The 25,028-nt window shown below is 54.9% G+C and carries 22 protein-coding genes; 16 read left to right on the plus strand and 6 right to left on the minus strand.

All coding sequences use genetic code 11. The features are described from left to right. Nucleotides 1–21 precede the first annotated feature (21 nt). From K0H79_RS18190 to K0H79_RS18240, 11 genes are all read left to right on the plus strand, one after another. Entirely contained in the window at nucleotides 22–564 is a 543-nt protein-coding gene (locus K0H79_RS18190) for a hypothetical protein (protein ID WP_220076769.1), read from the plus strand. Further along, the gene (locus K0H79_RS18195) at nucleotides 564–1,547 is read left to right on the plus strand and encodes a heme A synthase (protein ID WP_220076770.1); all 984 of its coding nucleotides are present in this window, start codon (nucleotides 564–566) and stop codon (nucleotides 1,545–1,547) included. Before K0H79_RS18190 ends, K0H79_RS18195 begins: the two co-directional genes overlap by 1 nt. Nucleotides 1,548–1,560: 13 nt before the next feature. Then, nucleotides 1,561–2,460: a heme o synthase gene (gene cyoE, locus K0H79_RS18200; RefSeq protein ID WP_220076771.1), complete on the plus strand. Its 900-nt coding sequence runs from the start codon at nucleotides 1,561–1,563 to the stop codon at nucleotides 2,458–2,460. 9 nt (nucleotides 2,461–2,469) lie between these two features. After that, entirely contained in the window at nucleotides 2,470–3,105 is a 636-nt protein-coding gene (locus tag K0H79_RS18205) for an SCO family protein (protein WP_220076772.1), read from the plus strand. A gap of 167 nt (nucleotides 3,106–3,272) precedes the next feature. Continuing rightward, nucleotides 3,273–3,554, plus strand: a complete 282-nt coding sequence (locus tag K0H79_RS18210) for an STAS domain-containing protein (protein WP_220066049.1) — start codon at nucleotides 3,273–3,275, stop codon at nucleotides 3,552–3,554. Nucleotides 3,555–3,568: 14 nt separating this feature from the next. Then, nucleotides 3,569–3,931, plus strand: coding sequence for a response regulator (locus K0H79_RS18215; RefSeq protein ID WP_220076773.1), 363 nt, complete (start codon nucleotides 3,569–3,571; stop codon nucleotides 3,929–3,931). Nucleotides 3,932–3,950: 19 nt separating this feature from the next. After that, nucleotides 3,951–6,038, plus strand: a complete 2,088-nt coding sequence (locus K0H79_RS18220) for a chemotaxis protein CheA (protein WP_220076774.1) — start codon at nucleotides 3,951–3,953, stop codon at nucleotides 6,036–6,038. Between the two features lie 15 nt (nucleotides 6,039–6,053). Next, entirely contained in the window at nucleotides 6,054–6,593 is a 540-nt protein-coding gene (locus K0H79_RS18225; RefSeq protein ID WP_011761602.1) for a chemotaxis protein CheW, read from the plus strand. A 28-nt stretch (nucleotides 6,594–6,621) separates the two neighbouring features. Further along, nucleotides 6,622–9,204 carry a methyl-accepting chemotaxis protein gene (locus K0H79_RS18230; RefSeq protein WP_220076775.1) on the plus strand — a complete coding sequence of 861 codons (2,583 nt, stop codon included), beginning with the start codon at nucleotides 6,622–6,624 and terminating at the stop codon, nucleotides 9,202–9,204. Nucleotides 9,205–9,305: 101 nt separating this feature from the next. Beyond that, nucleotides 9,306–10,127 carry a protein-glutamate O-methyltransferase CheR gene (locus K0H79_RS18235; RefSeq protein WP_220076776.1) on the plus strand — a complete coding sequence of 274 codons (822 nt, stop codon included), beginning with the start codon at nucleotides 9,306–9,308 and terminating at the stop codon, nucleotides 10,125–10,127. Next, on the plus strand, nucleotides 10,124–11,143 hold the full coding sequence (locus K0H79_RS18240) for a chemotaxis response regulator protein-glutamate methylesterase (protein WP_220066053.1): 1,020 nt from the start codon (nucleotides 10,124–10,126) through the stop codon (nucleotides 11,141–11,143). Before K0H79_RS18235 ends, K0H79_RS18240 begins: the two co-directional genes overlap by 4 nt. On the opposite strand, the gene K0H79_RS18245 is transcribed toward K0H79_RS18240, so the two are convergent. After that, a complete protein-coding gene (locus K0H79_RS18245; protein ID WP_220076777.1) occupies nucleotides 11,140–12,189 on the minus strand; it encodes a polysaccharide deacetylase family protein in 1,050 nt (349 codons plus the stop codon). The two genes, K0H79_RS18240 and K0H79_RS18245, sit on opposite strands and share 4 nt — an antisense overlap. Before the next feature lie 85 nt (nucleotides 12,190–12,274). Between K0H79_RS18245 and K0H79_RS18250 the strand changes: the two genes are divergently transcribed. Beyond that, nucleotides 12,275–13,537, plus strand: a complete 1,263-nt coding sequence (locus tag K0H79_RS18250) for an MATE family efflux transporter (protein WP_258405432.1) — start codon at nucleotides 12,275–12,277, stop codon at nucleotides 13,535–13,537. 91 nt (nucleotides 13,538–13,628) lie between these two features. Here the strand turns inward: K0H79_RS18250 and nfuA are convergent, their stop codons facing one another. Next, nucleotides 13,629–14,207: a Fe-S biogenesis protein NfuA gene (gene nfuA, locus K0H79_RS18255; protein WP_011761608.1), complete on the minus strand. Its 579-nt coding sequence runs from the start codon at nucleotides 14,205–14,207 to the stop codon at nucleotides 13,629–13,631. Nucleotides 14,208–14,427: 220 nt separating this feature from the next. Here nfuA and K0H79_RS18260 point away from each other — a divergent pair, with 220 nt between their 5' ends. Next, nucleotides 14,428–16,923 carry a M14 family zinc carboxypeptidase gene (locus K0H79_RS18260; protein ID WP_220076778.1) on the plus strand — a complete coding sequence of 832 codons (2,496 nt, stop codon included), beginning with the start codon at nucleotides 14,428–14,430 and terminating at the stop codon, nucleotides 16,921–16,923. On the opposite strand, the gene K0H79_RS18265 is transcribed toward K0H79_RS18260, so the two are convergent. Further along, entirely contained in the window at nucleotides 16,920–17,672 is a 753-nt protein-coding gene (locus K0H79_RS18265) for a ComF family protein (RefSeq protein WP_220076779.1), read from the minus strand. The genes K0H79_RS18260 and K0H79_RS18265 overlap by 4 nt on opposite strands. Nucleotides 17,673–17,698: 26 nt before the next feature. Here K0H79_RS18265 and bioH point away from each other — a divergent pair, with 26 nt between their 5' ends. Then, nucleotides 17,699–18,481, plus strand: a complete 783-nt coding sequence (gene bioH / locus K0H79_RS18270; RefSeq protein WP_220076780.1) for a pimeloyl-ACP methyl ester esterase BioH — start codon at nucleotides 17,699–17,701, stop codon at nucleotides 18,479–18,481. Between the two features lie 51 nt (nucleotides 18,482–18,532). Continuing rightward, nucleotides 18,533–19,033: a hypothetical protein gene (locus tag K0H79_RS18275; protein WP_220066058.1), complete on the plus strand. Its 501-nt coding sequence runs from the start codon at nucleotides 18,533–18,535 to the stop codon at nucleotides 19,031–19,033. Here the strand turns inward: K0H79_RS18275 and K0H79_RS18280 are convergent, their stop codons facing one another. From K0H79_RS18280 to greB, 3 genes are all read right to left on the minus strand, one after another. Next, the gene (locus K0H79_RS18280; RefSeq protein WP_220076781.1) at nucleotides 19,034–20,974 is read right to left on the minus strand and encodes an LTA synthase family protein; all 1,941 of its coding nucleotides are present in this window, start codon (nucleotides 20,972–20,974) and stop codon (nucleotides 19,034–19,036) included. 165 nt (nucleotides 20,975–21,139) lie between these two features. Next, nucleotides 21,140–23,473 carry a Tex family protein gene (locus tag K0H79_RS18285; RefSeq protein WP_220076782.1) on the minus strand — a complete coding sequence of 778 codons (2,334 nt, stop codon included), beginning with the start codon at nucleotides 23,471–23,473 and terminating at the stop codon, nucleotides 21,140–21,142. Between the two features lie 124 nt (nucleotides 23,474–23,597). Next, nucleotides 23,598–24,095, minus strand: coding sequence for a transcription elongation factor GreB (gene greB, locus K0H79_RS18290; protein WP_011761615.1), 498 nt, complete (start codon nucleotides 24,093–24,095; stop codon nucleotides 23,598–23,600). A 202-nt stretch (nucleotides 24,096–24,297) separates the two neighbouring features. On the opposite strand from greB, the gene ompR reads away from it, so the two are divergent. Beyond that, on the plus strand, nucleotides 24,298–25,023 hold the full coding sequence (gene ompR / locus K0H79_RS18295) for a two-component system response regulator OmpR (RefSeq protein ID WP_011761616.1): 726 nt from the start codon (nucleotides 24,298–24,300) through the stop codon (nucleotides 25,021–25,023). Nucleotides 25,024–25,028: the final 5 nt, after the last annotated feature.

The following is a 25,028-nucleotide window of genomic DNA, read 5'->3' on the forward strand; positions in this document are numbered from 1 at the left end:
TAAATGTAAGAGGAGAGAGACATGAACTCCCAAAAATTCAGTGCGCGCCCCCTGCTTCTGCTGTTGCTGGCTTTCATACTGCCAGTCGCGCTGGCGAAGCTCGTCCTCACCCAACACTGGTACAACGAAGGGGTGACCAATCAGGGGCAACTCTTCACCGAGGAAACCAGTTACCAAAGCCTGGGCGCCACCAACCCGGCACCACAACGATGGCAAATTCTTTATCTGATGCCCAAAACCTGCGATCAGATGTGTAAAGACAGGCTCTATGTCATTCATCAAAGCCACACAGCGCTTGGCGCTGAGCGAAGCCGGGTCACCCCCCTGGTGCTGGTGTCTGACTCGAGCGACATCTCAGCCCTCGACGGCGCTGAGTTACCCACAGCCTCACTGCCAATGGCACTGAACCCCTTACTGGCATCCCAGGAATTTATTCTGGTCGACCCCATGGGCACCCTGGTGATGCGCTATCCCTCGGTCAGCGGACAAGAAGCCAATATCTCCCAAGGCAAAGCCATGTTGGCCGACCTGCGTAAACTGCTTAAATTATCGAGGGTTGGCTGATGACACTGAGAAACCTGCTCAAACTCACCCTCGCCTGCACCCTGATGGTGATTTTACTGGGGGCTTATACCCGCCTGTCGGATGCCGGCCTGGGTTGCCCCGACTGGCCCGGCTGCTATGGTCACTTTAAAGTCCCCTCTGCGGCCCATGAGCTGGCCAGAGCCGAGTCGCTGTTTCCAGACCATACGATTGATCCCACCAAAGCCTGGCCGGAAATGATCCACAGATACATTGCCAGCAGCCTCGGCTTGCTGGTGATCTTGGTGCTGGTAGCCTGCTACAGGTTGAAAGAAGCACCGCGCAAACTGCCGATATTTATCCTGCTGCTCATTTTGTTCCAGGGCGCACTGGGCGCCTGGACTGTCACCATGAAGCTGATGCCCGTGGTGGTTATGTCTCATTTGCTTGGCGGTTTTACCCTGCTGTCGCTGCTGACCTTGCTGTATTTGCGTACCAGTGGTTTCCGCATCCCCGGCGGAGATCCGGGCATGCGTCAGTATCAGCGACTGGCACTGGCCTGCGTTGGCGTATTGGTTGCCCAGATCCTCTTAGGGGGCTGGACCTCGTCCAACTATGCGGCCCTCGCCTGCACAGAGTTACCGTTTTGCGAGGGCGATTGGACAACCAATCTGAAAATTGCCGATGCCTTCTCACCCTTCCAGGGTACGCACCCCAGCTTTGAATTTGGTGTGCTGGACTACCACGCCCGAATGACCATACATATCGCGCATCGCTTTGGTGCCATGATTACTGCGGCTTTGCTGGGGCTGTTGGCGTTTCGCATGATAAGCCGGGCACATAGCAAGGTGCTTCGCCATGCCGGTTGGGTACTGGCAGGTTTTTTGGTGCTGCAAATTGGCCTGGGGATTTCCAACGTAGTGCTTCATCTCCCTCTGGCAATTGCCGTTGCCCACAATCTGGGGGCCGCATTTTTGCTGGTCACACTGGTCTTTATTAATTACGCACTGTGGCGCAAAGCCTGAAAAAGGAGTTGTTATGGCCAAATCCATCTCCATTACCCCCGTATCAGGCCTGTCCCGTTTACCATGGCGCGCCTATTTGGAAATGACCAAACCCAAGGTGGTTGCCTTGATGCTGCTGACAGTGCTTGTGGGCATGTGCCTGGCATTGCCGGGCGCGGTACCACTGCAGCCATTGATTGCCGGAATGGCGGGCATTGCCATGATGGCAGGCGCCGCAGCCGCGATGAACCACCTCATTGACCGGCGTATCGATGGTCTGATGGCACGCACCTATAATCGCCCTCTACCCAAAGGCAAGGTGCCCGTCAGCCACGCAGCTACCTTTGCCGCCCTGCTGGCACTGATTGGTTTTGTCTGCCTCTACTGGTTGGTCAATCCACTCACGGCCTGGCTGACACTTGCAAGTCTGCTTGGCTATGCCGTGGTCTATACCGCCTACCTCAAGCGTGCGACACCACAAAACATTGTGATTGGCGGACTCGCCGGAGCCATGCCCCCCTTACTGGGCTGGACAGCGGTGACCAATGATTTCCACGGCCATGGTTTGCTGCTGGTGATTATTATCTTCGCCTGGACACCACCCCACTTTTGGGCGCTGGCGATACATCGCAAAGCGGACTACGCCAAGGTCGATATTCCCATGCTGCCCGTGACCCACGGCGTGGAATTTACCAAGACCTGTATCTTTCTTTACACTGTGTTGCTTGCATTGGCCTGCCTGCTACCCGTGTTGGTTGGCATGAGTGGGGCCTTGTATTTGCTGGGCTCAACCTTGCTGAGTATCGGCTTTATCTATAAGGCATGGCAGCTTAAGTATCATGAGACCCCAGGCATGGCGATGGACGTGTTCCGCTTTTCTATCTATCACCTGATGCTGCTGTTTATCCTGCTGTTGATTGACCACTACATATAAGGGGCATGCATGAAAAAATCCTGGATGATGGCCGTCGTCTTCCTGATGGGGATGGGCGGTCTGACACTGCTGATAACCTCGGGCAACTCCAGTGATAACCAGACGCCACCCACACTGGACACGGGTTATGTGTTTCCAGCGCCCAAGCCGTTGCCCCCTTTTAAACTGACCGATCAGCAGGGACAAACCTTTGATAATCAAAGACTCATTGGTAAGTGGAGCCTGATTTTTCTGGGTTACACCTCTTGCCCAGACATCTGTCCAACGACCATGTCAAAGCTGGCAGCGGCTTATCCTGAACTGAATCAGGAAAACTCGCTGCAGGTGATTTTTCTCTCTGTAGACCCGGCGCGGGACACGCCAACCAGGCTGGCCCAATATGCGGCCTTTTTCCATCCGGAATTTCTCGCTATCACCGGAGAGCACAGCGAGTTGTATTCCCTTACCCGATCTCTGGGCATGGTGTACACCATGGTGGGTGATGGCCCCGACTATCAGGTCGACCACAGTGCCTCCATCGTTGTGATTTCACCCAAAGGTGAAAGGTACGCCGTATTCAAACCCAAGAGCGATGGCCAATCCATTCCTCAAATACGGAATCAGGCGCTGATTTCTGATATGCGCCTGATTCGTCATCAATACTGACCCTCCAATAAACCCGGGCAAAACACCGGTTTTGCCCTTGCTGTTGCCCCTTTAGCATCAAACGCCATTCCAAAAGAAAAAATCCTTGTAAATGAGGCGACAGTCCAAAATGGCGTCTATCTTTTGTGTGTAAAGGAACTCAGGTCCAGCACTCAAGGGATGCCTCTATGTCAGAAAACACAGTAGAGCTCGGAAGCGAGCTGACCATCCGCAATATCCAGCCTATCTACAGTCAGTTAGCCGATCTGCTGCATCAGGGCAGACCCGTCACCCTGAATGCCGCCAGGCTAATCAAGGCAGACACTGCTGGCCTGCAACTGCTGCTGTGCCTGCAGTCCCATTGTGTAAACAGTAGTATCCCACTGAACTGGAAAGGAATAACTACAGAACTTGTCGCTCAGTTCAAGCAGATGGGTATGCAACTTCCGGGAATAACCAGCCAAGCGTAAAAGGACAACAACCTATGAAGAAGATTCTTGCCGTTGATGATTCGGCCTCAATGAGACAAATGGTGGGGTTTACGCTGAAAACCGCCGGATTTGATGTCACCGAGGCGTGCAATGGCGATGAAGCCTTGAAAGCGGCGCAGGCAGGCCATTACGACCTGGTTATATCGGATGTGAATATGCCCGTGATGGACGGCATCACCCTTATCCGTAACCTGCGAACCCTACCTGCTTACAAATTCACCCCACTGCTGATGCTGACCACAGAATCCGGTGGCGATAAAAAGCAGGAAGGGCGGGCAGCAGGTGCTACAGGTTGGATTGTGAAACCCTTCAATCCGGAACAATTGCTGGCCACGGTGCGCAAAGTGTTGGGATAACCCGCAGAGAGACTAGGGAATGGACATAGATCTTAGCCAATTCAGCCAGGTGTTCTTCGAGGAAAGTATCGAAGGCCTGGCGATTATGGAGTCTGAGCTGCTGAAGCTGGACGTGGCCGCGCCGGACCCAGAGACCATTAACACTATCTTCAGGGCAGCACACTCCATCAAGGGCGGCAGTGCCACCTTCGGTTTTATGCAGGTGGCCAACTACACGCATCTGCTTGAAACTCTGCTTGACGAAATCCGCGACGGACGTCGGCAGATGCAACCTGACCACGTTGACATGCTGCTGTTGTCGGTGGATTTGCTCAGGGGCATGTTCGAGGCCCTAATGAGCCAAGCCGAATTCAATGACCCCAAATTATCCGAGCTTGAGTTGCGGCTGAATCACACCCTGTCCAATCAACCAAGCCAAACGCAATCGGTTTCATCCCCTCAGGCACTATCAGGCTCCGACTCAAAAGCACTGTGCTGGCAAATTGATTTCAAGGCTGGCGCCGACATTATGCGCTGCGGCAACGATCCCATGCTGATGTTTGCTGAGCTCGCCTCCAAGGGCACACTGACGGCCGAACTCCTGCCGGTTTCCTTGCCCTCATGGGACGACTTTGATCCCGAAGCCTGCTACCTGCACTGGCGCTTAAGATTGATCACAGACGAGCCACTGGAAAAACTCAAAGAAGTGTTCGAATGGGTCGAAGATGAGTGCGAAATCAGTTACCAACAAATGGAAGCGGCACCTTCGGCAGATGCCCCCACAGAGATGCTGTCGCCATCACCGCAAGCCGAAATTGGCGCGCCTGCAGCAACCCCTGAGGTCATTGCGCTGGCACCGGAGGTACAACCCCCCTCCACAGACAAAGCCGCATCCAGCCAAAAACAAAACGCGGTTGCCGCCAAGAGTGGAGAAAGCAGCTCCATCAGGGTCAGCACAGAAAAAATCGATATGCTCATCAATATGGTGGGCGAGCTGGTGATCACCCAGGCCATGCTGGGCCAGATAGGCCAACAGGACGAAATCAACCAGGAGTCGCTGTTACTGCTGCAACAGGGGCTTGAGCAGCTGGCTTCCCATACCCGGGATTTGCAGGAAAGCGTCATGCAAATTCGCATGCTGCCCATCAGTTTTGCGTTTAACCGCTTCCCCCGCTTGGTCAGAGACATAGGTCAGCAGTTGGGTAAGAAAGTAGAGCTTATCCTCAAAGGTGAAGACACAGAGCTGGATAAAACCGTACTGGAAAAGATTGTCGACCCCATGGTCCATCTGGTACGCAATTCACTCGACCATGGATTGGAATCCCCCGAGCTCAGGCTGGCACAGGGTAAGTCTGAAACCGGCACCATTATGCTCAATGCCTACCATCAGGGCGGTTGCATCATCATCGAAATAGTGGACGATGGCGCCGGACTCAATACCCGCAAAATCCTCGAAAAAGCCCGCCAAAAAGGAATAGTAGGGCCCGATGAAGAATTATCGGAAGAGGCCATCCACCAGCTGATATTCAAGCCAGGCTTTTCCACCGCCGATGCGGTGTCAGACCTGTCAGGGCGTGGCGTGGGCATGGATGTGGTCAAACGCAATATTCACGAACTCAACGGCTCCATCGAACTGAAATCCGAGGCGGGCAAAGGCAGCCGCTTTACCATTCGGCTCCCCCTGACACTGGCTATTCTCGACGGTCAACTTATCCGCATCGGCAAGCACATATACGTGGTGCCGCTGGTGTCCATCTACGAATCCTTGCAGGTGCCCACCAACCGCATCAATCGGCTGTCCGATGGCCATGAGCTGATCCGTCTGCGGGACGAATATTTACCGGTAATCAAGATGTACCGGGAGTTCAACCACGACGCCGATGCGCGGGAAATCAAAGATGGCCTGGTGATGGTAGTGGATCACAATAATGAAAAAACCGGCCTGCTGGTGGATGAACTGCTGGCGCAACAACAGGTTGTGATCAAAAGCCTGGAGGAAAACTACACCCGTATTCCGGGTATCTCGGGCGCCACCATACTGGGCGATGGCACAGTCGCACTCATCATAGACGTTGCCGGACTGGTCAAGTTGGCTGGTATTGGCAGCAGCAATGAACACGCCGCGTAAAAAGGAAGACTCGATATGGCTGACATTTCCATCGAACAGGTCAAGCAAGGTAATCAACAGTATCTGAGCTTCATCATGGCCAATGAGGAGTACGGCGTGGACATTCTCTCCGTGCAGGAAATCCGCGGCTGGGAGCCCACCACTGTGCTGCCAAACGCCCCCGACTATGTCAAAGGCGTCATCAACCTGCGGGGCACCATAGTCCCCATCATAGATCTGCGGCAAAAGTTTGGGATAAAAACTCTGGAATATGGCGCTACCACCGTGGTGATAGTGGTCAAGGTAACCATGGATGAAACACAAAAGGTGATAGGCATAGTGGTAGATGCCGTATCAGATGTGTTCAGCATCGAAGAAGAAGAAATCCGCCAGGCCCCTGACTTTGGTCACGGCACCGACCTGCGGTTCATCAAGGGGCTGGCAAATGTGCAGGACAAGATGGTCATTCTGCTTGAGATCAACCGGTTACTTGGCTCCGCCATCTTACCGGATCCCGAGACACTGAATCGGATCATCGGCAATCTCGAACAACAAGCTCAGGTAATGACTGCCTGAAATGGACACTAAAGCAAGAGGAATCAACATGGACGCAGGCAATAAAAAGCTGATGGGGCCAGCCCCATTTACCTTGGGCGGCATGGTGATAGTTGCCGTTTCTTTGGTACTCAGCCTGATGGGGCAATCCGGTAACATGGTCAGTGCCGCCCTGGTTTTAGCGCTTATTGTACTGGGTATTGGTTTAAGTCAGGGCGGCCCGAGGGTTGCTGAAGCGCTGGCAGAAATACGTCAGGCGCTGCGAAGCCATACCAGACCCAAACTTGGCAGTTACGATATCCCTGGCTGGCAGGAGTTCTCTGAAGAATTTGCCAGCTTCTGGGACGAGCAGCAAAAAGGCCGGGCCACCCTCAAAGCACTGGACATCTGCCAGGCAAACGTAATGCTGGCGGATCCCAACGGGGAAATCCTCTACTTTAACGACTCACTCCGCACCACACTGAGCGATGCCGAAGCGGATATTCGCAAAGAATTACCCAACTTTGATGTGAGTCGTCTGCTGGGCGCCAACATGGACAGCTTCCACCGCGAGCCATCCCATCAACGTCGTCTGATAGCCGGATTAAAGTCCACCTACTCCGCCAAAATCAAAGTCGGTACCCGTACCTTCAGCCTGATTGCCTCACCTGTGTTCGATGAGCAGCATCAACGAATCGCAACCGTGGTGGAATGGCAGGACCTGACCGAATCCCTGGCACGGCAGCAAGCCGAAGAAAAACTGATCCGCGAAACCAACCGCATCAAGCAGGCGCTGGATGTTTGTCAGGCTAACGTGATGATGGCCGATGAAAATAACAACATCATTTACTTCAACCACTCCCTCAAAGCCATGTTGACCGGCAATGAGGAAAAACTGCGCGAATCCATCAACCGATTTGATGTTTCCACCCTGATGGGCACCAACATAGATATCTTCCACAAACACCCCGAGCATCAGCGCCAGCTGCTGGCCAAACTCACCAGCTCTTACAAGGCCCGCATCAAGGTAGCAGGCTTAACCTTCGACCTGATTGCCACTCCTGTATTCGATAATGGCAAACGCACAGGCACAGTAGTGGAGTGGAGCGACATTACTGCGCAATTGGCCCGGGAAGAGAAAGAACGGGCTCTCGCTGCCGAAAATGCCCGTATCCGTCAGGCGCTGGACAATGTATCGTCAAACACCATGGTGGCGGATGCAGACTGCAATATCATCTATCTCAATGATGCAGTTAAAAAAATGTTCAGCATTGCCCAATCCGACATTGTCAGGGACTTACCCAATTTCAACAGCAATAAGCTGATGGGTGCAAACATAGATGTGTTCCATAAAAACCCTGCTCACCAACGAAACTTGCTGGCCAACCTCACCAGCACTTACAGCAGCCAACTTAAAGTCGGTGGTCGCACCTTCCGGATCATCGCCAACCCTATTAACGACACAGATGGCACCCGTATCGGGACTGTAGTTGAGTGGGCAGACCGCACCGCCGAAACGGCCATCGAGCATGAGATTGATGGCATCATCGCAGCCGCAAGCTCCGGCGATTTGTCGCAGCGCATCGCCACCCATGATAAAGAAGGTTTCTTCCTCAATCTCTCCAACGGCCTCAACAGCCTTGTCGGCATTGCCGATAACGTTATTTCCGATGTCGTTGATATGTTTGATGGTTTGGCTAAGGGTGACTTAACCCGCAAGATTAATGGCGAATATCAGGGACAGTTCGGCAAGCTCAAGGCCGACGCCAATGCCACCGTCAGCCGTCTGACTGAAGTCCTCGGCGGCATCAGTGAATCAGCCAATACCGTCACCTCGGGTGCCGAAGAAATTGCTCAGGGTAATGCCGACCTGAGCCAGCGCACCGAGGAACAAGCCGCGTCACTGGAAGAAACCGCCTCCAGCATGGAGCAGATGACGGCCACCGTAAAACAGAGCGCCGAAAACGCCACCCTGGCCAACACCCTCGCCAAAGAGGCCTCCACCAAGGCAGATCATGGCGGCAAGGTGGTCAAGCAGGCGGTTACCGCCATGGAGGCCATTAACGAATCCAGTAAGCGAATTGCTGACATCATAGGTGTTATCGACGAAATCGCCTTCCAAACCAACCTGTTGGCACTGAATGCGGCGGTAGAGGCCGCCCGCGCCGGCGAACAGGGCCGAGGCTTTGCCGTGGTGGCTGGTGAGGTGCGTAATCTCGCCCAACGCTCAGCGGGGGCGGCCAAGGAAATCAAAGAACTTATTCGCGACAGCGTGAATAAGGTCAATGACGGTACCTCGCTGGTGAACCAGTCCGGCAACACCCTGCAGGAAATCGTGCACGCCGTATCCAAGGTGGCTGAGATGATTAATGAAATCAGTGTCGCAGCCGAACAGCAGGCATCGGGTATCCAGGAAGTGAACAAAGCCGTGTCTCAAATGGACGAGATGACCCAGCAAAACGCCGCACTGGTGGAAGAAGTCTCCGCAGCCGGTGATGCCATGGCCGAACAGGCCCGCAATATGCGACGTCAACTCGGGTTCTTCAGAACCGACGTACAGGCATCCTCAGCGGCACCACTGGCATTGGTCGCTGGCGGCGAAAAACGGCCGACCAAATTTAAAGCCAGTAAAGAAGAATGGCACGAGTTCTGACCTGACCGACAACAAGGGGCTCGTCAGAGCCCCTTGTTGTCAGAGATGCTTTTGGGGCCAAAGGAGGCGCTTTGGAATTCACATCCGAACGGGAGTTTCCGATGACTCAAAGGGATTTTGAGTTCATTCGGGAGCTGGCCTACAACCAAACAGGCATTGTCTTACCTGAACGGAAGCGCCATATGGTGTATTCCCGCCTTTGCCGTCGCCTGCGCGCCCTTCGGATACGCTCCTTCTTCGAATACTGTGGCTACCTGCAACAGGAGCCCGATGAGATGGGCCACTTTATCAACGCCCTGACCACTAATCTCACCGCCTTCTTTCGTGAAAAGCACCACTTTCACTATTTGCGGGATCATCTGGTACCCAAATGGCGGCAAAGGCGCAGTCGTCGTCTGCGGGTCTGGTCGGCGGCCTGCTCAACCGGTGAAGAGCCCTACTCTCTTGCCATGACCTTGGAGCCTTTTTTTCCACGCTCTCAGTGGGATTTGAAAATTCTGGCGACCGATTTGGACACGAATGTATTAACCAAAGCCGAGGCGGGGATCTACCCTCCAGAAACCCTCGAAAATCTGCCTCCAACACTGGCAGAACAGTATTTCACGGCTCAGGGCGGCATGGCCAAAGTGAAGGACTCGGTGCGGGATCTGGTGTTTTTCCGCCAGCTTAACCTGTTGGAAAGCTGGCCTATGCAAGGGCCCTTCGATGCCATTTTTTGCCGTAATGTACTCATTTATTTCGATAATCCGACAAAGAAAAAAATCATTCAGAAATTCAGACAGCTGCTCAGCGATGATGGGTATCTCTTTATTGGCCATTCGGAAACCTTGCACCTGATTTCCGATGACTTTGATCTCATTGGCCAGACCATATACAAACCCAGAACAGGCAGCATTTCGGGACTCAACGGGGAGAGAAAATGATAAGAGTACTCATCGTCGATGACTCTGCCCTGGTCAGGCAGTTGCTGAGCCATATGCTGGCGCAGGCAGAGGACATCGATGTGGTGGGCTGTGCCGAAGATCCCTATCAGGCGAGGGACATGATTAAGGAGCTCAATCCGGATGTGATAACTCTGGATATTGAAATGCCCCGGATGGATGGCATCGCGTTTTTGCGCAACCTGATGAAGCTGCGCCCCATGCCCGTCATCATGATTTCAACACTCACGGAAAAGGGTGCCGCCGTTACTTTGGAAGCCCTGTCGCTTGGGGCCGTGGACTTTATCAGTAAGCCCAAACATGACCTGACCAACAAGCTGCTCGACTATCAGGATGAACTGCTGGAAAAAGTCCGCCAGGCCGCTGTCAGCAGGGTAAGGGCCCTGTCTGCGCCACCACCTGAATCTGAGAGCCCCGGCAAGCTGAAAAACCGCGTAATTGCCATAGGTGCTTCCACCGGCGGCACAGAAGCCATTCAACGACTCATTTCCATGTTGCCGGCCAACTTCCCGCCTGTGGTTATCGCACAGCACATACCCGCCGCCTTCAGCGCTTCCTTTGCCAAGCGTCTGGACCTTAACTCGCAGATGCAAGTGGTTGAGGCCATCGGTAATGAACAATTAAAAGTCGGCAACGTGTATATCGCCCCGGGTCACGCCCATCTGGTCATTCGTCGGGTGGGTGCCCACTTTCGTACCGCCATTTTGGACACAGACCCGGTGAACCGCCACAAGCCCTCTGTGGATGTGTTGTTTAACAGTGTGGCGGAAGTCGCAGGCAGGGCAGCCGTGGGCGTAATTCTCACCGGCATGGGGCGTGATGGCGCCCAGGGACTGCTGCATATGCGGGAACAGGGGGCCTACACCATAGCCCAGGATGAAGACAGCTCTGTGGTGTGGGGCATGCCGGGCAGCTCCGTTGAGCTGGGCGCCGTCTGTGAGCAGCTCCATCTGGATAAGATTGCCCCCAAGCTGCTCAGTTTGCTCAAATCAGATTAGGGCTCTTTTGGCCAGCTGCCATCTTGGTTGGGTCTGAGCCAGGCCTGGGAAAACCAGTAAAATCCTTTTTGTGTTTTGGATGGTGCGGTGCAGTTGTAACGTGAGCGCCCCGGCGGCAGTGGTTTGCCCGCCTGCACCTCAAAACTGACATCATCCAGCCAGCGTGGTGAAACTGCCTCCTGATTGGGTAAAAAGCATCGCATCCCGGCTTTATTGATATCGGCCACCTCCGCCAGGGTCACTTTCATGCGCGGTTGCCAATCCTGTAATAACAGGGGATCTGCAGGCGATATGGTCGCCACCGGCATGGGCAGGCTGTGCAGTTTTTCTTTCAGGGTCTCCAGGCTCGCATAACGCCCCCCCACGGGAAATCTCGGTAAGGCGGTTAAGGAACTGTACTGCCCAAGCGCACCTGACTGCTGGCCGAATGCCACCATCCCAAGCTCCTCAACCAAAGACTGCAGCGCAGCGTTATATTCGCCGAAGGGATAGGCCAACATGGATTGTGTCGATTCACCACGAATACGGGTCAGTGCAGCTTCGGTTTGCAAAAGCTGAGTCTTGATACGCAAGAGCCAGGCTGCTTCATCCTCCCCTTCCAAGAGCCTCACCAGATGGCCGTGATCGTAACTGTGATTGGCAATCTCGGCGCCTTCAGCTGCCAACTGTTTCAGCGTCGCTTCACTCATCATCCCCTTATGCCCCTCCATCATGGGGGCGATAGAGACAAACAATGTGTAGGGAAATCCATATTCCTTTAAGATGGGAACGGCATTGTCAGCAATGTTCTGATAACCATCATCAAAACTGATGGCGACCGCTCTCAAAGGCGGCGTTTCACCCCGTTTTATCTGGGTGATCAGGTCAGTCAGAGGCACGACCTCAAAGCCATTTTTTGCCAAAAATTCCATATGGCTGCGAAATTCGGCGGGCGTCACACTGGTAACCCGGGGCGAGGTCTCAGAGACATGGTGATACTGCAACACCACAGCCGCCTGAGCCTGGCAGGAAAACAAACCACAGATGAACAACAACACTTTATACATTTAGAGGAACTCTCTGATTAAACTTGTGAATTTTTTCCCATTGACCTGGTCAGCCCATCAACGTCTGTGGGCCTTGGCGCTGCCTATGATGCTGTCCAATATTACCGTGCCGCTGCTCGGTCTGGTGGATACCGCCATCATGGGTCACCTGAGTGAGGCCTATTATTTGGGCGCGGTTGCACTGGGGTCAACCGTGTTCACGCTAATCGTCTGGTTGCTGGGTTTCCTGCGGATGGCCACCACGGGCCTGACCGCCCAAGCCTGGGGGGGGGACCATGGTGAAGCCCAAAAACGCATTCTTGTGCAAGGGCTGACACTGGCGGTCGGCGCCGGGCTATTGGTACTGCTGATAAAGCCAGTCTTGCTCAATACGCTGCTGGGCTGGTCTGATGCCAGCGCAGAAGTACTGCAATACTGCCGGGACTACTTTGCCATTCGCATCTGGTCTCTGCCGCTGGCGCTGGCCAATCTGGTCATGCTTGGCTGGCTTCTGGGCCGCCAACAACCCAAGGTGGCCATGTGGCAGCTGATCCTGGCCAACCTGGTCAATATCGCACTGGATTTCCTGTTTGTGTTTGGCTTTGGCTGGGGTGTTAAAGGGGCCGCCCTGGCGTCCGTTATGGCTGATATCTGCGCCTTTTCCATCGCTGCATTTTTTACCGCCAAGGCCTGGCGAACGCTTGCCTGCCCATCCCCGCTGCTGCACGACATTCTGGCGAATCTCGGCCAACTGCTCAGACTGAACCGGGATATTTTTCTTCGCAGCCTTTGCCTGCAGGCCACCTTTGCCTTTATGACTTTCAAAGGCGCCGGTCTGGGAGACACTACAGTGGCAGCCAACGCGGTACTGCTTAACTTTTTAATGCTGACATCCTACGCACTGGATGGGATTGCCTACTATGCCGAGGCTGAAACCGGCGCCGCCGTAGGGCGTCGCGACCCGGACGCGCTCGATAGTACTGTGGCACTGGCATTTGCCTGGTCGGCGGTTTTTGCCTTCCTGTTCAGTGGTGGATTTGCGCTGTGGGGTGAGTGGCTGACGACTGTGATGACCGATATAACCGCTGTTCAGCAGCTCGCCAATAGCTTTCTACCCTGGCTGATAGCCATGCCCTTACTGGCGTTTGGCTCCTATCTGTTCGATGGCGTGTATATCGGCGCCACCCAGGGAAGAGTGATGCGAAACAGCATGCTGCTCTCAACCGTCGGGGTATTTTTTCCACTCTGGTGGGGATTTTCCGATTGGGGAAACCATGCACTTTGGCTCGCCATGGGCGGCTTTATGTTGTGCCGCAGCCTGAGTCTGGGCTGGCACTTTGTGCGCTATCGTCACGGCTTTGTTGCCTGATACGCGGCCAATCATGGTTAATTTGGATGTGCGCTATCCGTTAGCCCAATAAAAAACGCGGCCATCGGGCCGCGTTTTTTATTTTCAGGCATCACTGATAAGAGTGACTGCCGTGTTGGTGCTCAGTGGCATCGCGCACTTCGGTCAGCTCACCCGGGAACATGTCCAGCAGTTGCTTCTCGATACCATCTTTCAGGGTGACATCCACCATGGAACAACCGTTACAACCACCACCGAACTGGATAACGGCCACGCCATCATCGGTCACTTCCACCAGCAGAATGTTACCGCCGTGGCTTGCCAGCTGCGGGTTGATTTCTGCCTGAATGACGTATTCGATACGTTCAACCAGAGACGCATCAGCCGACACCTTGCGCATTTTGGCATTGGGCGCCTTGAGCGTGAGCTGTGAGCCCAACTGATCAGTCACCAAATCTATGCTGGCATCTTCCAGGAAAGGAGCGCTTTTCTCATCAACCATGGCATTGAAACCGTTGAACTCCAGTTCAATATCATCATCTTCCACGGCATCTGGCGGGCAGTAGGACACACCACACTCCGCCTGTGCAGTACCTGGACTAATCACAAATACGCGGATGTTGGTACCTTCTGGTTGATCGGCCAACAGCTTCACAAAGTGGGCCTGAGCCGCTTCGGAAATGGTAATCATGTAGAGCGCTCCATCAGGGAAACCTGAGTAAATTACTAAGAATTACCGGCTATGATACTCCGGATAGGAACCAGATTGTAGCCCCGGCTTATATGGCACCCGGGAATTTTGTCGACTAGATCTCACTGTACGCCATCCGGGATAGGTAAGCCTTGGTGGTCAATGAATCAACAAACTGCTAATTTGTTCAGCAATACAAAAAGATAATAACGAGTAGAACATGTCATTTCTGTCGATTTTCGCCTCCCTTGGCCGGGCACTTTGTTACTGCGTGTGCCTCTCGCTGCCCCTCACTGCACACGCTGCCTCTTTGGAGGCCTATCTGGGCTATCCCCTGGGGGAGTGGCACATCAGACACGATCAGGTGAATGGCTTCCTGGAAAAACTGGCCGCCGATAATCCCAGAGTCTCGCTGGAGGATACGGGCTACAGCCATGAAAGGCGCAGGCAACTGACAGCGGTAATCACCGCACCGGCCAATCAGGCCAGGCTCAATGAGATTCTGGCCGAAAGGGCCCAGGTCAAACAGGGCAAAGCGCAGCCAATGTTGGTGATATGGCTGGCCTATTCAATTCATGGCGATGAAGCCAGTGGCGCCCATGCCGCTTTGGCACTGGCGCAACATTTGGCAATGAGCCAGGAGAGCTGGATTACCGAGCTGCTCAGCCAGAGTGTGGTGCTTATCACCCCCAGCCAAAACCCCGATGGACTCGACCGTTTTGCCAACTGGTCCAACAGCTACCGTGGGATAGCCGTGCCTGTGGCCGATGAAAACCACAAGGAACATAACCAAAACTGGCCTGCCGGACGCTATAACCATTTTCTCGCCGACCTCAACCGTGACTGGCTGTTTTTACGTCATCCGGAGAGCCGCGGCCGGGTCGCGTTGCTCCACAGGTGGCAACCCCAGTATGTGGGGGACTTCCACGAAATGGGTCACAACCAAAGCTACTTTTTCCAACCCGGCGTTCCCGAGCGCACTCACCCACTGACAGAACAACGAAACCAGCAACTGACTGAGAAGTTAGCCCATTTTTATCGCCAGGCGCTGGATGCCAAGCAGCAGGCCTACTTCAGCCGGCAGGGATTCGATGACTTCTTCTACGGCAAAGGCTCTACCTATCCGGACATCAATGGCGCTGTGGGGGTACTGTTCGAGCAGGCCAGCGCCCGTGGTCAGGTGCAGGACTCACAATACGGTGGCATCAGCCTGGCTGAGGCCATCGATAATCAGTTCACGACTTCAGTGGCGGCCCTCAAAGGTGCTCACCAACTCCGTCAGGAACTCATCGACTTTCAGCACGATTTTTACGCTGGCAAAGGCCGGGTGGGAAAACAGGGGCGCCTTATCTCGACCCTGGGAGACAGACAGCGACTGCTCACATTGGCCGAACTCCTTCGTGACCATGGCGTGGTTTACCGCTACCTGACGCAGGATATGAAAGAAGGCAAACAGATATTCGCCGCAGCTGATAGTGTGTTTATTCCCAACGAACAACCTCAATCTGTATTGGTAGAAGCCCTGTTTGAACGACGTACCCGATTTGAAGACCCCACTTTCTACGATGTCAGCGCCTGGGATCTGGGCAGCGCCTTCAATCTGGTCATCGCAGAGAACATGCGGCCTGCCGGGAACCAGCTCAGCACAGGTGCGCCAGCGTTTGGGCAGCAGGCACTGCCAGAAGACACGGTAGCCCTGCTCATCGACTGGCAACAGAGCGGCGCAGCCTCTTTGTTGGCGCAGCTTCACCGGGATGGCATAGCCGTCAGGGCCTCGGTAAAACCCTTTACTCCCGTGGCAAGTGACCGTGCGTTTGCCGCCGGCACCCTGATGATAAGCACAGCCCAGCAGCAAATGACGCGGGACGCATTGCTGCCTTATCTCGCTAACCTTGCCAAGCAATATGAGGTCCGCCTGTTCCCGGTCGCTTCATTCGCTTCCGCCAAAGGCATTGATCTCGGCAGTGGTGACTTTGTTCCACTCAAGCCCGTGAATGCCTTATTGGTCAGCGGTCGTGGCACCGATGCCACCGAGGTGGGGGAAATCTGGCGTTATTTGGATCTGGAGCTGAAACAGGGCGTGACCCTGGTGGACTCAGACAGACTGGCACGGACTAGCCTTAACCGTTACAGCCATATACTGCTGGCAGACGGAAATTATGATCACCTGGACGACGCACTTGGACGCAAGCTCAGTGAGTTTGCCGAGCAGGGCGGCGTCATTGTGGCTCAGAAACGGGCGCTCATTTGGCTCAATAAGCACAACCTGCTCAGAAACACGGTATTGGAAGAAGGGTTCTACAAGCAGCAGTTTTCCACGGCTGGGCTTGGCTTTGATGACAAAGAGGCCCTGCGCGCCCGCCAGGCCATTGGTGGCGCCATACTCAACTGGCAACTGGATCCGGCTCATCCACTGGCATTCGGTATTCCCTCTGCCACTGTACCCGTGATAAAAAATGAAGTTCTGGGGTTATCCGACACCAGCGAGCCCTTCGTTATCGCCGCACGCTATCCACAAAACCCGCTGATCTCCGGCTACCTCTCTGGCGAATACCAAAGGGCATTCGGCCTGAGCAATACCCTCCTGGCAGAACCCAAGGGTAAGGGTGTTGTGGTGGGAACAACAGATAACCTGCTGTTTCGCAACATCTGGCTCGGTACCGAAAAAATCTACACCAATGCGCTCTACCTGTTACCGGCGGCCATGAGCCGCTAACCGAACGTGTCCAGCAGCCCGGGGGCTTCCGCCCGGGCAAGACACCACACCTGAACCCTGACGCCCTGATGCTGCAACATGGCGGCGATTTCATTGGCCGTGCTGCCGGTGGTGACTACATCGTCCACCAAGGCCACTGAACCCTGATGGCAGTTGCCGGTGAGTTCAAAGGCGCCCAATAAATTCTTGCGCCGTGCCTTACCGGTAAGACCAGCCTGAGGCTGGGTATCACGCCGTCGCTGTAACAGGTCATCGCACAGGGGAATCCCACTGAGCTTTGAAAGCGAGAGCGCAATTTCATAGGCCTGATTAAAGCCACGGGTTTTAAGGCGTTTGGGGTGAAGGGGAACTGGCAGGAGTAAAGAGACCGGGGGGATTTCGCCCTCCTCTTTCAGTTGAGTCACTCTGGCCATCAGGGCACGGCACAATACATCCAGCGCTGCAAATTGCCCCTGATATTTAATGGCAGCAATACTGGCTCCCAGACCCTGATGGTAACTGCAGGGCGCGATAACGGGCAGCGCGTCCAACACCCGGCAGGCACCGCAAAAGGCGCCGTCATTAACCAGACTGCGACCACAACCCAGGCACACGGGGCCGCAATACAGACAGCGTTGCAGGCACAGGCTGCACACCCCGGAGCCTTCGATTACCGTTTGGTGGCACAGCAGGCAGCGGTTGGGTAAACTCTGGGCCAAGGTGGTAACGACATACGTCCATGCTCGGCGCCACACGGATACTTCATCCATGGCATCATCCCTGACTAGAGGCTCAAGTGACACAAGGTTCACAGGCACATATCCATATCGACACCCATGGCACGGGTAAAAACCTGGTCATTCTCCACGGCTGGGGCATGAACGCGGCGGTGTTTACGCCCCTGATGGGTGCCTTTCCCGAGTATAGGCTGCGCTGCCCTGACCTGCCGGGATTCGGCCATAGCACTGTGTCTGGCGATACTCTGGATGACTGGGTCGATACCCTGATGCAGGCCCTGCCCGAGCAGATGGTGCTTGCGGGTTGGTCACTCGGTGGTCTTGTGGCAACCAGAGCCGCGCTGCGTTATCCCCACAGGGTAGAGGCGCTGATGACCATTGCCTCATCCCCCTGTTTTATGGCGCGGGAGGAAGAAAGCTGGCCAGGCATTCCACCCCAGGTGTTGTCGCAATTCGGCGCTGAGCTTGGCAAAGATCTGCCCAAAACCATAGAACGCTTTCTCGCTATCCAGGCCATGGGCAGCGAAACGGCAAGGGAAGACATCAAGCGCCTGCGGGATCTGGTGCTGTCACGCCCCCTGCCCCAGCAAGTGGCGTTGGATCAGGGGCTGAACATGTTAAAAGACGTGGATTTACGCCCCGAGCTGGCAACCCTGAGCCAACCCTGGTTGAGAGTTTGGGGACGCCTCGACGGACTGGTGCCTAAGCGGGTCATGCCAGCCATGCCAAGCCCCGCCGGTGCCTGCGAGGACCTGATGCTCGCCAAAGCGTCCCATGCCCCGTTCTTTTCTCACCCCACTGAATTTGTGACCGGAGTGAAAGACTGGCTCTCCCGGCTTTAATCTGCTCAAACGAGAGGTTATTATTTAATCATCCTGTTTTTGGAGTGAGCCATGCTGGTTGTAACCAACTACCCTCAAGTGCCCTTAGCAACGAGCAATGTTGCGACGGACAGCGCGCGGGTAGAAAACCAGCAGCGCCCACCCATAGTGCCGCCACCTCAGTTGACCAAGGGGCACGAAGAGAGAGCCTTTAATCCGCAAAATGAACGCACTGCCGACGAGCCCCAGGTTCAGGCCAGGCTGCAAAAGCGGGTAGAAGAGAAACAGCAACAACATCAGCAGCAACAGCATAAAGACGCCGAGCAGCAATCACAGCAGGCGTTGCCAAGGCCGCTGAAACGCCCCGCCAAAACCGCAGGCGCCCTCAGCCGCAGTGACCTTAGAGTAAAAAACCAGCCACAGGAACCGAGGCACCCGCTGGGGAGCAAAACGGCTTCTCCGGAAGCCGGGCACCCCGACAGCTTTTATCGTGCCATCGCATCCCATGTAGACAGCTTTTATCATCACACCAGTGAGCCCAGGGCGGAAAGTACCCTCTCTTCCTGGGTGTGATCACTCCTGCCTGAATAATCCTTTCTGATAGGCAAGACTTCCCCACAAAGCCCAGGCCAAGGCGGTTTTTTGCATACTCTTTGGCTGTTGACTGGGCAGCAAGCTGCCATCTTCCGCTTGATAGGTAAAACCTTCGGGGTCACGCTCCGGTTGCAGGATCACCAAATCCTGACCGCGCATATAGGCAAAGTTTTTGTCGTACTGCATCAGCGCCCGCCCCGGCCAATCCTCTGGCATGCGGGTCAGATCTTTCCCCAGCATGGGGTAGCGGCCAGAAACGCCGATCAGTGATAACAGGGTCGGGGCCAAATCGATTTGGCTTACCACCCGCGGGTCGCGTTTGGGGGCCACGCCGTCTGCAATGATGAGGCCGGGAATACGAAAGCGATTTACCGGCACCAGATTGGCGCCGCCAACACGACTGTCGTGATCCGCCACCACCAAAAATACCGTGTCCTTCCAGTAGTCAGCATTTTTGGCGAGCTTGAAGAACTCACCGATGGCGAAGTCGGCATACTTGGCAGCGTTATTACGGGTTTGCTTGGGCTGCTCATAGAGTTCGATGCGATCATCGGGAAACTCGAAGGGATCGTGGTTACTTGAGCTGAACACCAGACTGAAGAAGGGCGTGCCCTGCTGATGCAGGCGTTTGAACTCGCTGTCGGCGCGGCGCATTAAGTCTTCATCGGATACACCCCAACTGCCCACGAAGGCCGGATTCTGGTAGTCATCCTGGTCAACAATACGGCCAAAGCCATTGCCCAGGAAGAAGCTGCGCATATTGTCAAAATGGCTTTCACCGCCATAGATAAACGAGGTGTCGTACCCCTGGCGGCGTAAGAAATCCGCAATGGTGAAAAAGCCCTGTTGGCTCTTGCCCAGTTTAACTACGGCTCTGGCGGGCGTCGGAGTAAAGCCCGTGGTCACGGCCTCGATACCGCGTACCGAGCGGGTACCTGTGGCGAAGAGGTTATCGAAGTACCAGCCTTCCTGAGACAGGGCATCGAGATTGGGCGTCAAGGGCAAACCACCGAGGCTGCCGACAAAACGGGCACCCAGGCTTTCCTGCAGAATAATCACCAGATTGCGGGGCTTGCCCTGATAGGATGCCGGGTTATCCGACAGGCTGGGCAATAGGTCTGAAACAAAACGCTCAGCAGATCTGCCACTGTCCTCGCGCACGGCAGCAATGATTTCTTCGTCCGTCAATTGACCATACATCTTGGCGGCATTTTCTTCCTGGCCCATCTGAGTAATGGCAAACACCAGTGAATAGGCCGAATTCACCGTAAGCGAATTCACCAGAGGATCGTCACAGAAGGCCACCATGGCCGGATTCAGCGGCCTGTGCCCCAGGGTAGAGCGCGCCCCCATCAGGGTCACGACAATCACCAAGAAAGCAAACACGGGGCGCCAGTACCAGCGCGGATAAACCAGATGGGTGGAGAGACGCCCGGATAAACGCCATCCCCCCCAGAGGATCCCAGAGGATGCCAGCAGACCAAACACCAATTCCATTGGCCTGCCACTCCAGAGCATGGACAGAACTTCTTTGGGATAAATCAGGTATTCCACATAGAGGCGATTGGGGCGAATGCCGTATTCCTCGATGAAAGAAGGCGTTGATAATTCAAGAAACAGCATCAGCCACAGGCCAAGCACCAGCCAGCCTCTGAGCAGCACCAGCCACACACGGCCTATGGCGTGATTACCGGAAAAAATCACTGTGCCCAGGGCGGCAATGCCCCACAGCCAGCACAGGGTGGCAATATCGACCCGTGCGCCTTGCAACAGCATATGGGTCCATCCCTCAGCTGCTGCCACTCTTTCACTCTGCCACAGACCAAGTCCAATACGGCTTGCCGTCAGGGCAACCATGGCCACCAGGCCAAAAATGGCTATCATCCGCCAAATGCTTTGTGGCGGTTTTGTGCTTCTCATTGTGTTACTCCAAAATCCCGCTCTTGCTGGCGGTGTGTCATACGCGGGTTGTATGATACAGAACGACAACAAAAGTTCATGAAAGATTCACACAATTTTTCGATTTGATCCGAAAAAGCAAAAAACGCGGCCAGAGCCGCGTTTTCAACGGATTGAAGCTAATGCTTATTTCTTCATTTTGGCAAAGGCATCTGCAAACGCATTGCCCATGGCCGCATTGATAGCCTGAGGCTTCTGGGGTTTGGACTGGGGCTTGCCACCCTTGGTTTGGGGAGCTCTGGCGGCAGGCGCCTTGCCCTTGGCGGCCTGTGCTGGCTGAGGTTTTTCATCGAGCCGCATCGACAAGCCGATACGCTTACGCTCAACGTCCACTTCCATCACTTTCACCTTCACCACATCTCCGGCTTTCACCACGGTATGGGGGTCACTGACAAACTTGTCCGACAGGGAAGAGATGTGCACCAAACCGTCCTGATGCACGCCCACATCCACAAAGGCACCGAAATTGGTCACGTTGGTCACCACGCCTTCGAGGATCATCTCCGGCTTGAGGTCACGGATTTCGGTCACGCCCTCTTTAAAGTGCGCCGTTTTGAACTCGCCACGGGGGTCTCGGCCGGGTTTGTCCAATTCCTTGAGGATATCTGTCACCGTGGGTAAACCAAAAGCGTCTGTAACAAAATCACCGGCCTTCAGGGTACGGATAAGCTCGGTATTGCCGATGAGGTTAGCCAGCGGCACTTCACGGGTTTGGGCAATAGTTTCCACCAACGAATAGGCTTCGGGGTGGACTGCCGACGCATCGAGGGGGTTATCACCCTCGCGGATACGCAAAAAGCCGGCGGCCTGCTCAAAGGCTTTGGGCCCGAGTCGTGGCACCTTGAGTAATTCTTTACGGGTCTTGAACTGGCCGTGCTCGTCGCGGTAATCCACCAGATTTTTGGCCAGTGTCTTGTTCAGGCCAGACACCTGGCTGAGCAGGGGAACAGACGCCATGTTAACGTCCACACCCACACTGTTTACGCAGTCTTCAACCACGGCTTCCAGCGACTGGGACAGTTGGCTCTGGCTCACATCGTGTTGATACTGGCCCACGCCGATGGACTTGGGCTCAATCTTGACCAACTCAGCCAGCGGGTCCTGCAAACGACGGGCGATGGACACGGCGCCGCGGATGGACACGTCCAAATCCGGGAATTCATTGGCCGCAAGCTCAGACGCCGAGTAAACGGACGCACCCGCCTCGCTAACCATGACCTTGGTCAGCGTTGGGTGATGTTCTTTGACCGCCGCAATCAGTTCGGCCGCCAACTTATCGGTTTCACGGGAGGCAGTGCCATTGCCCACGGCAATCAGCTCCACCTTGTGCATGCTCACCAGGTTAGCCAGGGTTCGCAGCGACTTATCCCATTGATTTTGTGGCTCGTGAGGGAAAATAGTGGTATGAGCCACCAGCTTTCCGGTGTCGTTCACCACAGCCACCTTCACGCCGGTTCTCAGCCCCGGGTCCAGCCCCATGGTCGCCTTGGAACCCGCCGGTGCCGCCATCAGCAGATCGTGCAGGTTACGGGCAAATACCTTGATGGCATCGTCCTCGGCCTGTTCACGCAAGCGGGAAATAAACTCGGTTTCCATCTGCAGTGCCACCTTGATGCGCCAGGTGCCTGTGACCACTGTCTTGAGCCACTTGTCGGCCTCGCTGTCGCCAAGGGTCAACCCCAAATGGTTGGCGATAATAACCTCGCAGTAACTGCCACTGCCGGGCTCTGAGTCCGGGTCGGCAATCATGCTCAGGCTGAGAATGCCCTCATTGCGACCACGCAACATGGCCAGCGCCCTGTGGGAAGGGACTTTGGCCAGCAGCTCGCTGTGTTCAAAGTAATCCCTGAACTTGGCCCCTTCTTTTTCTTTGCCTTCAATCACTTTGCTTTGCAGCACGGCCACACCCGACAGGTGTTCACGCACCTTGCGAATAAGCTCGGCATCTTCGGCAAAACGTTCCATCAGAATGTAGCGGGCACCGTCGAGCACGGCGCGGCTGTCAGCAAAACCAGCTTCGGTATTGATAAAGGCAGCGGCTTCGGCCTCGGGATTTGCAGGCCGCTGTTGCAGCAAGAGGTTCGCCAGCGGCTCGATTCCGGCTTCGATGGCAATCTGCCCCTTGGTGCGGCGCTTGGGCTTATAAGGTAAGTAGAGATCTTCAAGGCGGGTCTTGCTGTCAGCCCCCAGAATAGCGGCCTTGAGTTCGGGGCTCAGTTTGCCCTGAGCGTCGATGGAGGAGAGGATCACGTCCCTGCGGTCATTCAGCTCACGCAAATAACCAAGACGGCTGTGCAGAGTACGCAGTTGGGTGTCATCCAGCCCCCCTGTCACTTCTTTACGATAGCGGGCCACGAAGGGAACCGTGGCACCATCATCCAGCAGGGTGATGGTTGCAGTGACCTGCGCCTCACGGACATTCAGTTCATCGGCAATGATCCGCGCAATATTCGATGTCATCTGTTTTACTCGTACGTCTTAAGTGTCAATAAACACATGAAAGGATCGGCTGTGGCCCAAGAGTATCACGGCCACCCCGCAGTTTCATGCCGGCTGGCCTGCCATGCCGCTTTTTGCCTGCGACCTAAGCTTCCATGCCATCAAAGGGCTGATAGCGAATCTCGTTGATAAACCATTCTTTTCGCCCTGAAGGGGTTTGCACCACCACTTCATCGTCCACCTGTTTGCCGATAAGGGCTCGAGCCATGGGCGAATCTATGGTGATATAGCCCTTTTTGGTGTCTATTTCATCCTTGCCAACAATGCGGTAACGCACCACAGCCCCTTCGTCGTTTTCCAGCTCCACCCAGGCGCCAAAGAAGACCTTGCCTTCCTGTTGGGGCGAATAGTCTACGATTTTAAGCACTTCTAGACGTTTGATGAGATAGCGCACCCGGCTGTCTATTTGCCTGAGCAGGCGCTTGTTGTAGGTGTAATCGGCGTTCTCGGAGCGATCGCCCTGGGCTGCCGCCTCCTGCACCTTGAGGGTGATTTCGGGACGGTATTCCTTCCACAGGTACTTGAGCTCTTTGTCCAGAGCTTCCCAGCCCTTGCGGGTAATGAGATGGGCTTTTTCTGTCATGGATATCTTGCATGGCCAACAAATCTTGAGACAGGGTTCCAGAACCTTGACTGGCTTTCAAGCCCTGTGGTGTTCAGATGATTATTGAATGTTACAAAGTCCCGGGTGCTTTTTGCGTACAAAGTGGCTAAATTTAGGATATTCGGTCACTTTTTCGGTTAAGATTCCGAAAACTTGCGTGCCAATTTGAGGGGAAGGATACATGGGACAGGAAACCTCCAAGATTCTGGTCGTTGATGATGATATGAGACTCAGAGCCCTGCTGGAGCGCTATCTGGTGGAGCAGGGATTTCAGGTCAGGGCAGCTGCCAATGCCGAGCAAATGGACCGGCTGCTGGAGCGCGAGAATTTTCATTTGCTGGTATTGGATTTGATGCTGCCCGGTGAGGATGGCCTGTCTATTTGCCGGCGTCTGCGTCAGACCGGCAGCCCCCTGCCCATCATCATGCTTACCGCCAAAGGCGATGAAGTCGACCGCATTATCGGCCTTGAGCTGGGAGCCGACGATTACCTGCCCAAACCCTTTAATCCACGGGAACTGCTGGCCCGCATCAAAGCCGTGATGCGCCGTCAGACCCAGGAAATCCCCGGTGCACCGGCGCAGCAGGAAGAAGAAGTGGGTTTTGGTGAGTTTCATCTCAATCTGGCGACCCGCGAAATGTATCGCGGTGACGAGTCCATTGCGCTCACCAGCGGTGAGTTTGCCGTGCTCAAGGTATTGGTGACACATCCACGTGAACCCCTCTCCCGGGATAAGCTGATGAACCTGGCGCGGGGCCGCGATTATTCGGCACTGGAGCGCTCCATCGACGTGCAGGTGTCCCGCCTTCGACGCCTGATTGAAAAAGATCCCGCCAATCCAAGGTATATCCAAACCGTGTGGGGCCTGGGGTATGTGTTTGTACCCGACGGCAGCGCCCGTCGTTAAGCCCG

Source organism: Shewanella sp. FJAT-52076 (genome assembly GCF_019457455.1).
Lineage (GTDB): Bacteria > Pseudomonadota > Gammaproteobacteria > Enterobacterales > Shewanellaceae > Shewanella > Shewanella zhangzhouensis.

Coding starts and splice junctions, on each gene's coding strand:
- K0H79_RS18190 (WP_220076769.1), top strand. CDS start 22: ATGAACTCCCAAAAATTCAGTGCGCGCCCCCTGCTTCTGCTGTTGCTG.
- K0H79_RS18195 (WP_220076770.1), top strand. CDS start 564: ATGACACTGAGAAACCTGCTCAAACTCACCCTCGCCTGCACCCTGATG.
- cyoE (WP_220076771.1), top strand. CDS start 1,561: ATGGCCAAATCCATCTCCATTACCCCCGTATCAGGCCTGTCCCGTTTA.
- K0H79_RS18205 (WP_220076772.1), top strand. CDS start 2,470: ATGAAAAAATCCTGGATGATGGCCGTCGTCTTCCTGATGGGGATGGGC.
- K0H79_RS18210 (WP_220066049.1), top strand. CDS start 3,273: ATGTCAGAAAACACAGTAGAGCTCGGAAGCGAGCTGACCATCCGCAAT.
- K0H79_RS18215 (WP_220076773.1), top strand. CDS start 3,569: ATGAAGAAGATTCTTGCCGTTGATGATTCGGCCTCAATGAGACAAATG.
- K0H79_RS18220 (WP_220076774.1), top strand. CDS start 3,951: ATGGACATAGATCTTAGCCAATTCAGCCAGGTGTTCTTCGAGGAAAGT.
- K0H79_RS18225 (WP_011761602.1), top strand. CDS start 6,054: ATGGCTGACATTTCCATCGAACAGGTCAAGCAAGGTAATCAACAGTAT.
- K0H79_RS18230 (WP_220076775.1), top strand. CDS start 6,622: ATGGACGCAGGCAATAAAAAGCTGATGGGGCCAGCCCCATTTACCTTG.
- K0H79_RS18235 (WP_220076776.1), top strand. CDS start 9,306: ATGACTCAAAGGGATTTTGAGTTCATTCGGGAGCTGGCCTACAACCAA.
- K0H79_RS18240 (WP_220066053.1), top strand. CDS start 10,124: ATGATAAGAGTACTCATCGTCGATGACTCTGCCCTGGTCAGGCAGTTG.
- K0H79_RS18245 (WP_220076777.1), bottom strand. CDS start 12,189: ATGTATAAAGTGTTGTTGTTCATCTGTGGTTTGTTTTCCTGCCAGGCT.
- K0H79_RS18250 (WP_258405432.1), top strand. CDS start 12,275: ATGATGCTGTCCAATATTACCGTGCCGCTGCTCGGTCTGGTGGATACC.
- nfuA (WP_011761608.1), bottom strand. CDS start 14,207: ATGATTACCATTTCCGAAGCGGCTCAGGCCCACTTTGTGAAGCTGTTG.
- K0H79_RS18260 (WP_220076778.1), top strand. CDS start 14,428: ATGTCATTTCTGTCGATTTTCGCCTCCCTTGGCCGGGCACTTTGTTAC.
- K0H79_RS18265 (WP_220076779.1), bottom strand. CDS start 17,672: ATGGATGAAGTATCCGTGTGGCGCCGAGCATGGACGTATGTCGTTACC.
- K0H79_RS18275 (WP_220066058.1), top strand. CDS start 18,533: ATGCTGGTTGTAACCAACTACCCTCAAGTGCCCTTAGCAACGAGCAAT.
- K0H79_RS18280 (WP_220076781.1), bottom strand. CDS start 20,974: ATGAGAAGCACAAAACCGCCACAAAGCATTTGGCGGATGATAGCCATT.
- K0H79_RS18285 (WP_220076782.1), bottom strand. CDS start 23,473: ATGACATCGAATATTGCGCGGATCATTGCCGATGAACTGAATGTCCGT.
- greB (WP_011761615.1), bottom strand. CDS start 24,095: ATGACAGAAAAAGCCCATCTCATTACCCGCAAGGGCTGGGAAGCTCTG.
- ompR (WP_011761616.1), top strand. CDS start 24,298: ATGGGACAGGAAACCTCCAAGATTCTGGTCGTTGATGATGATATGAGA.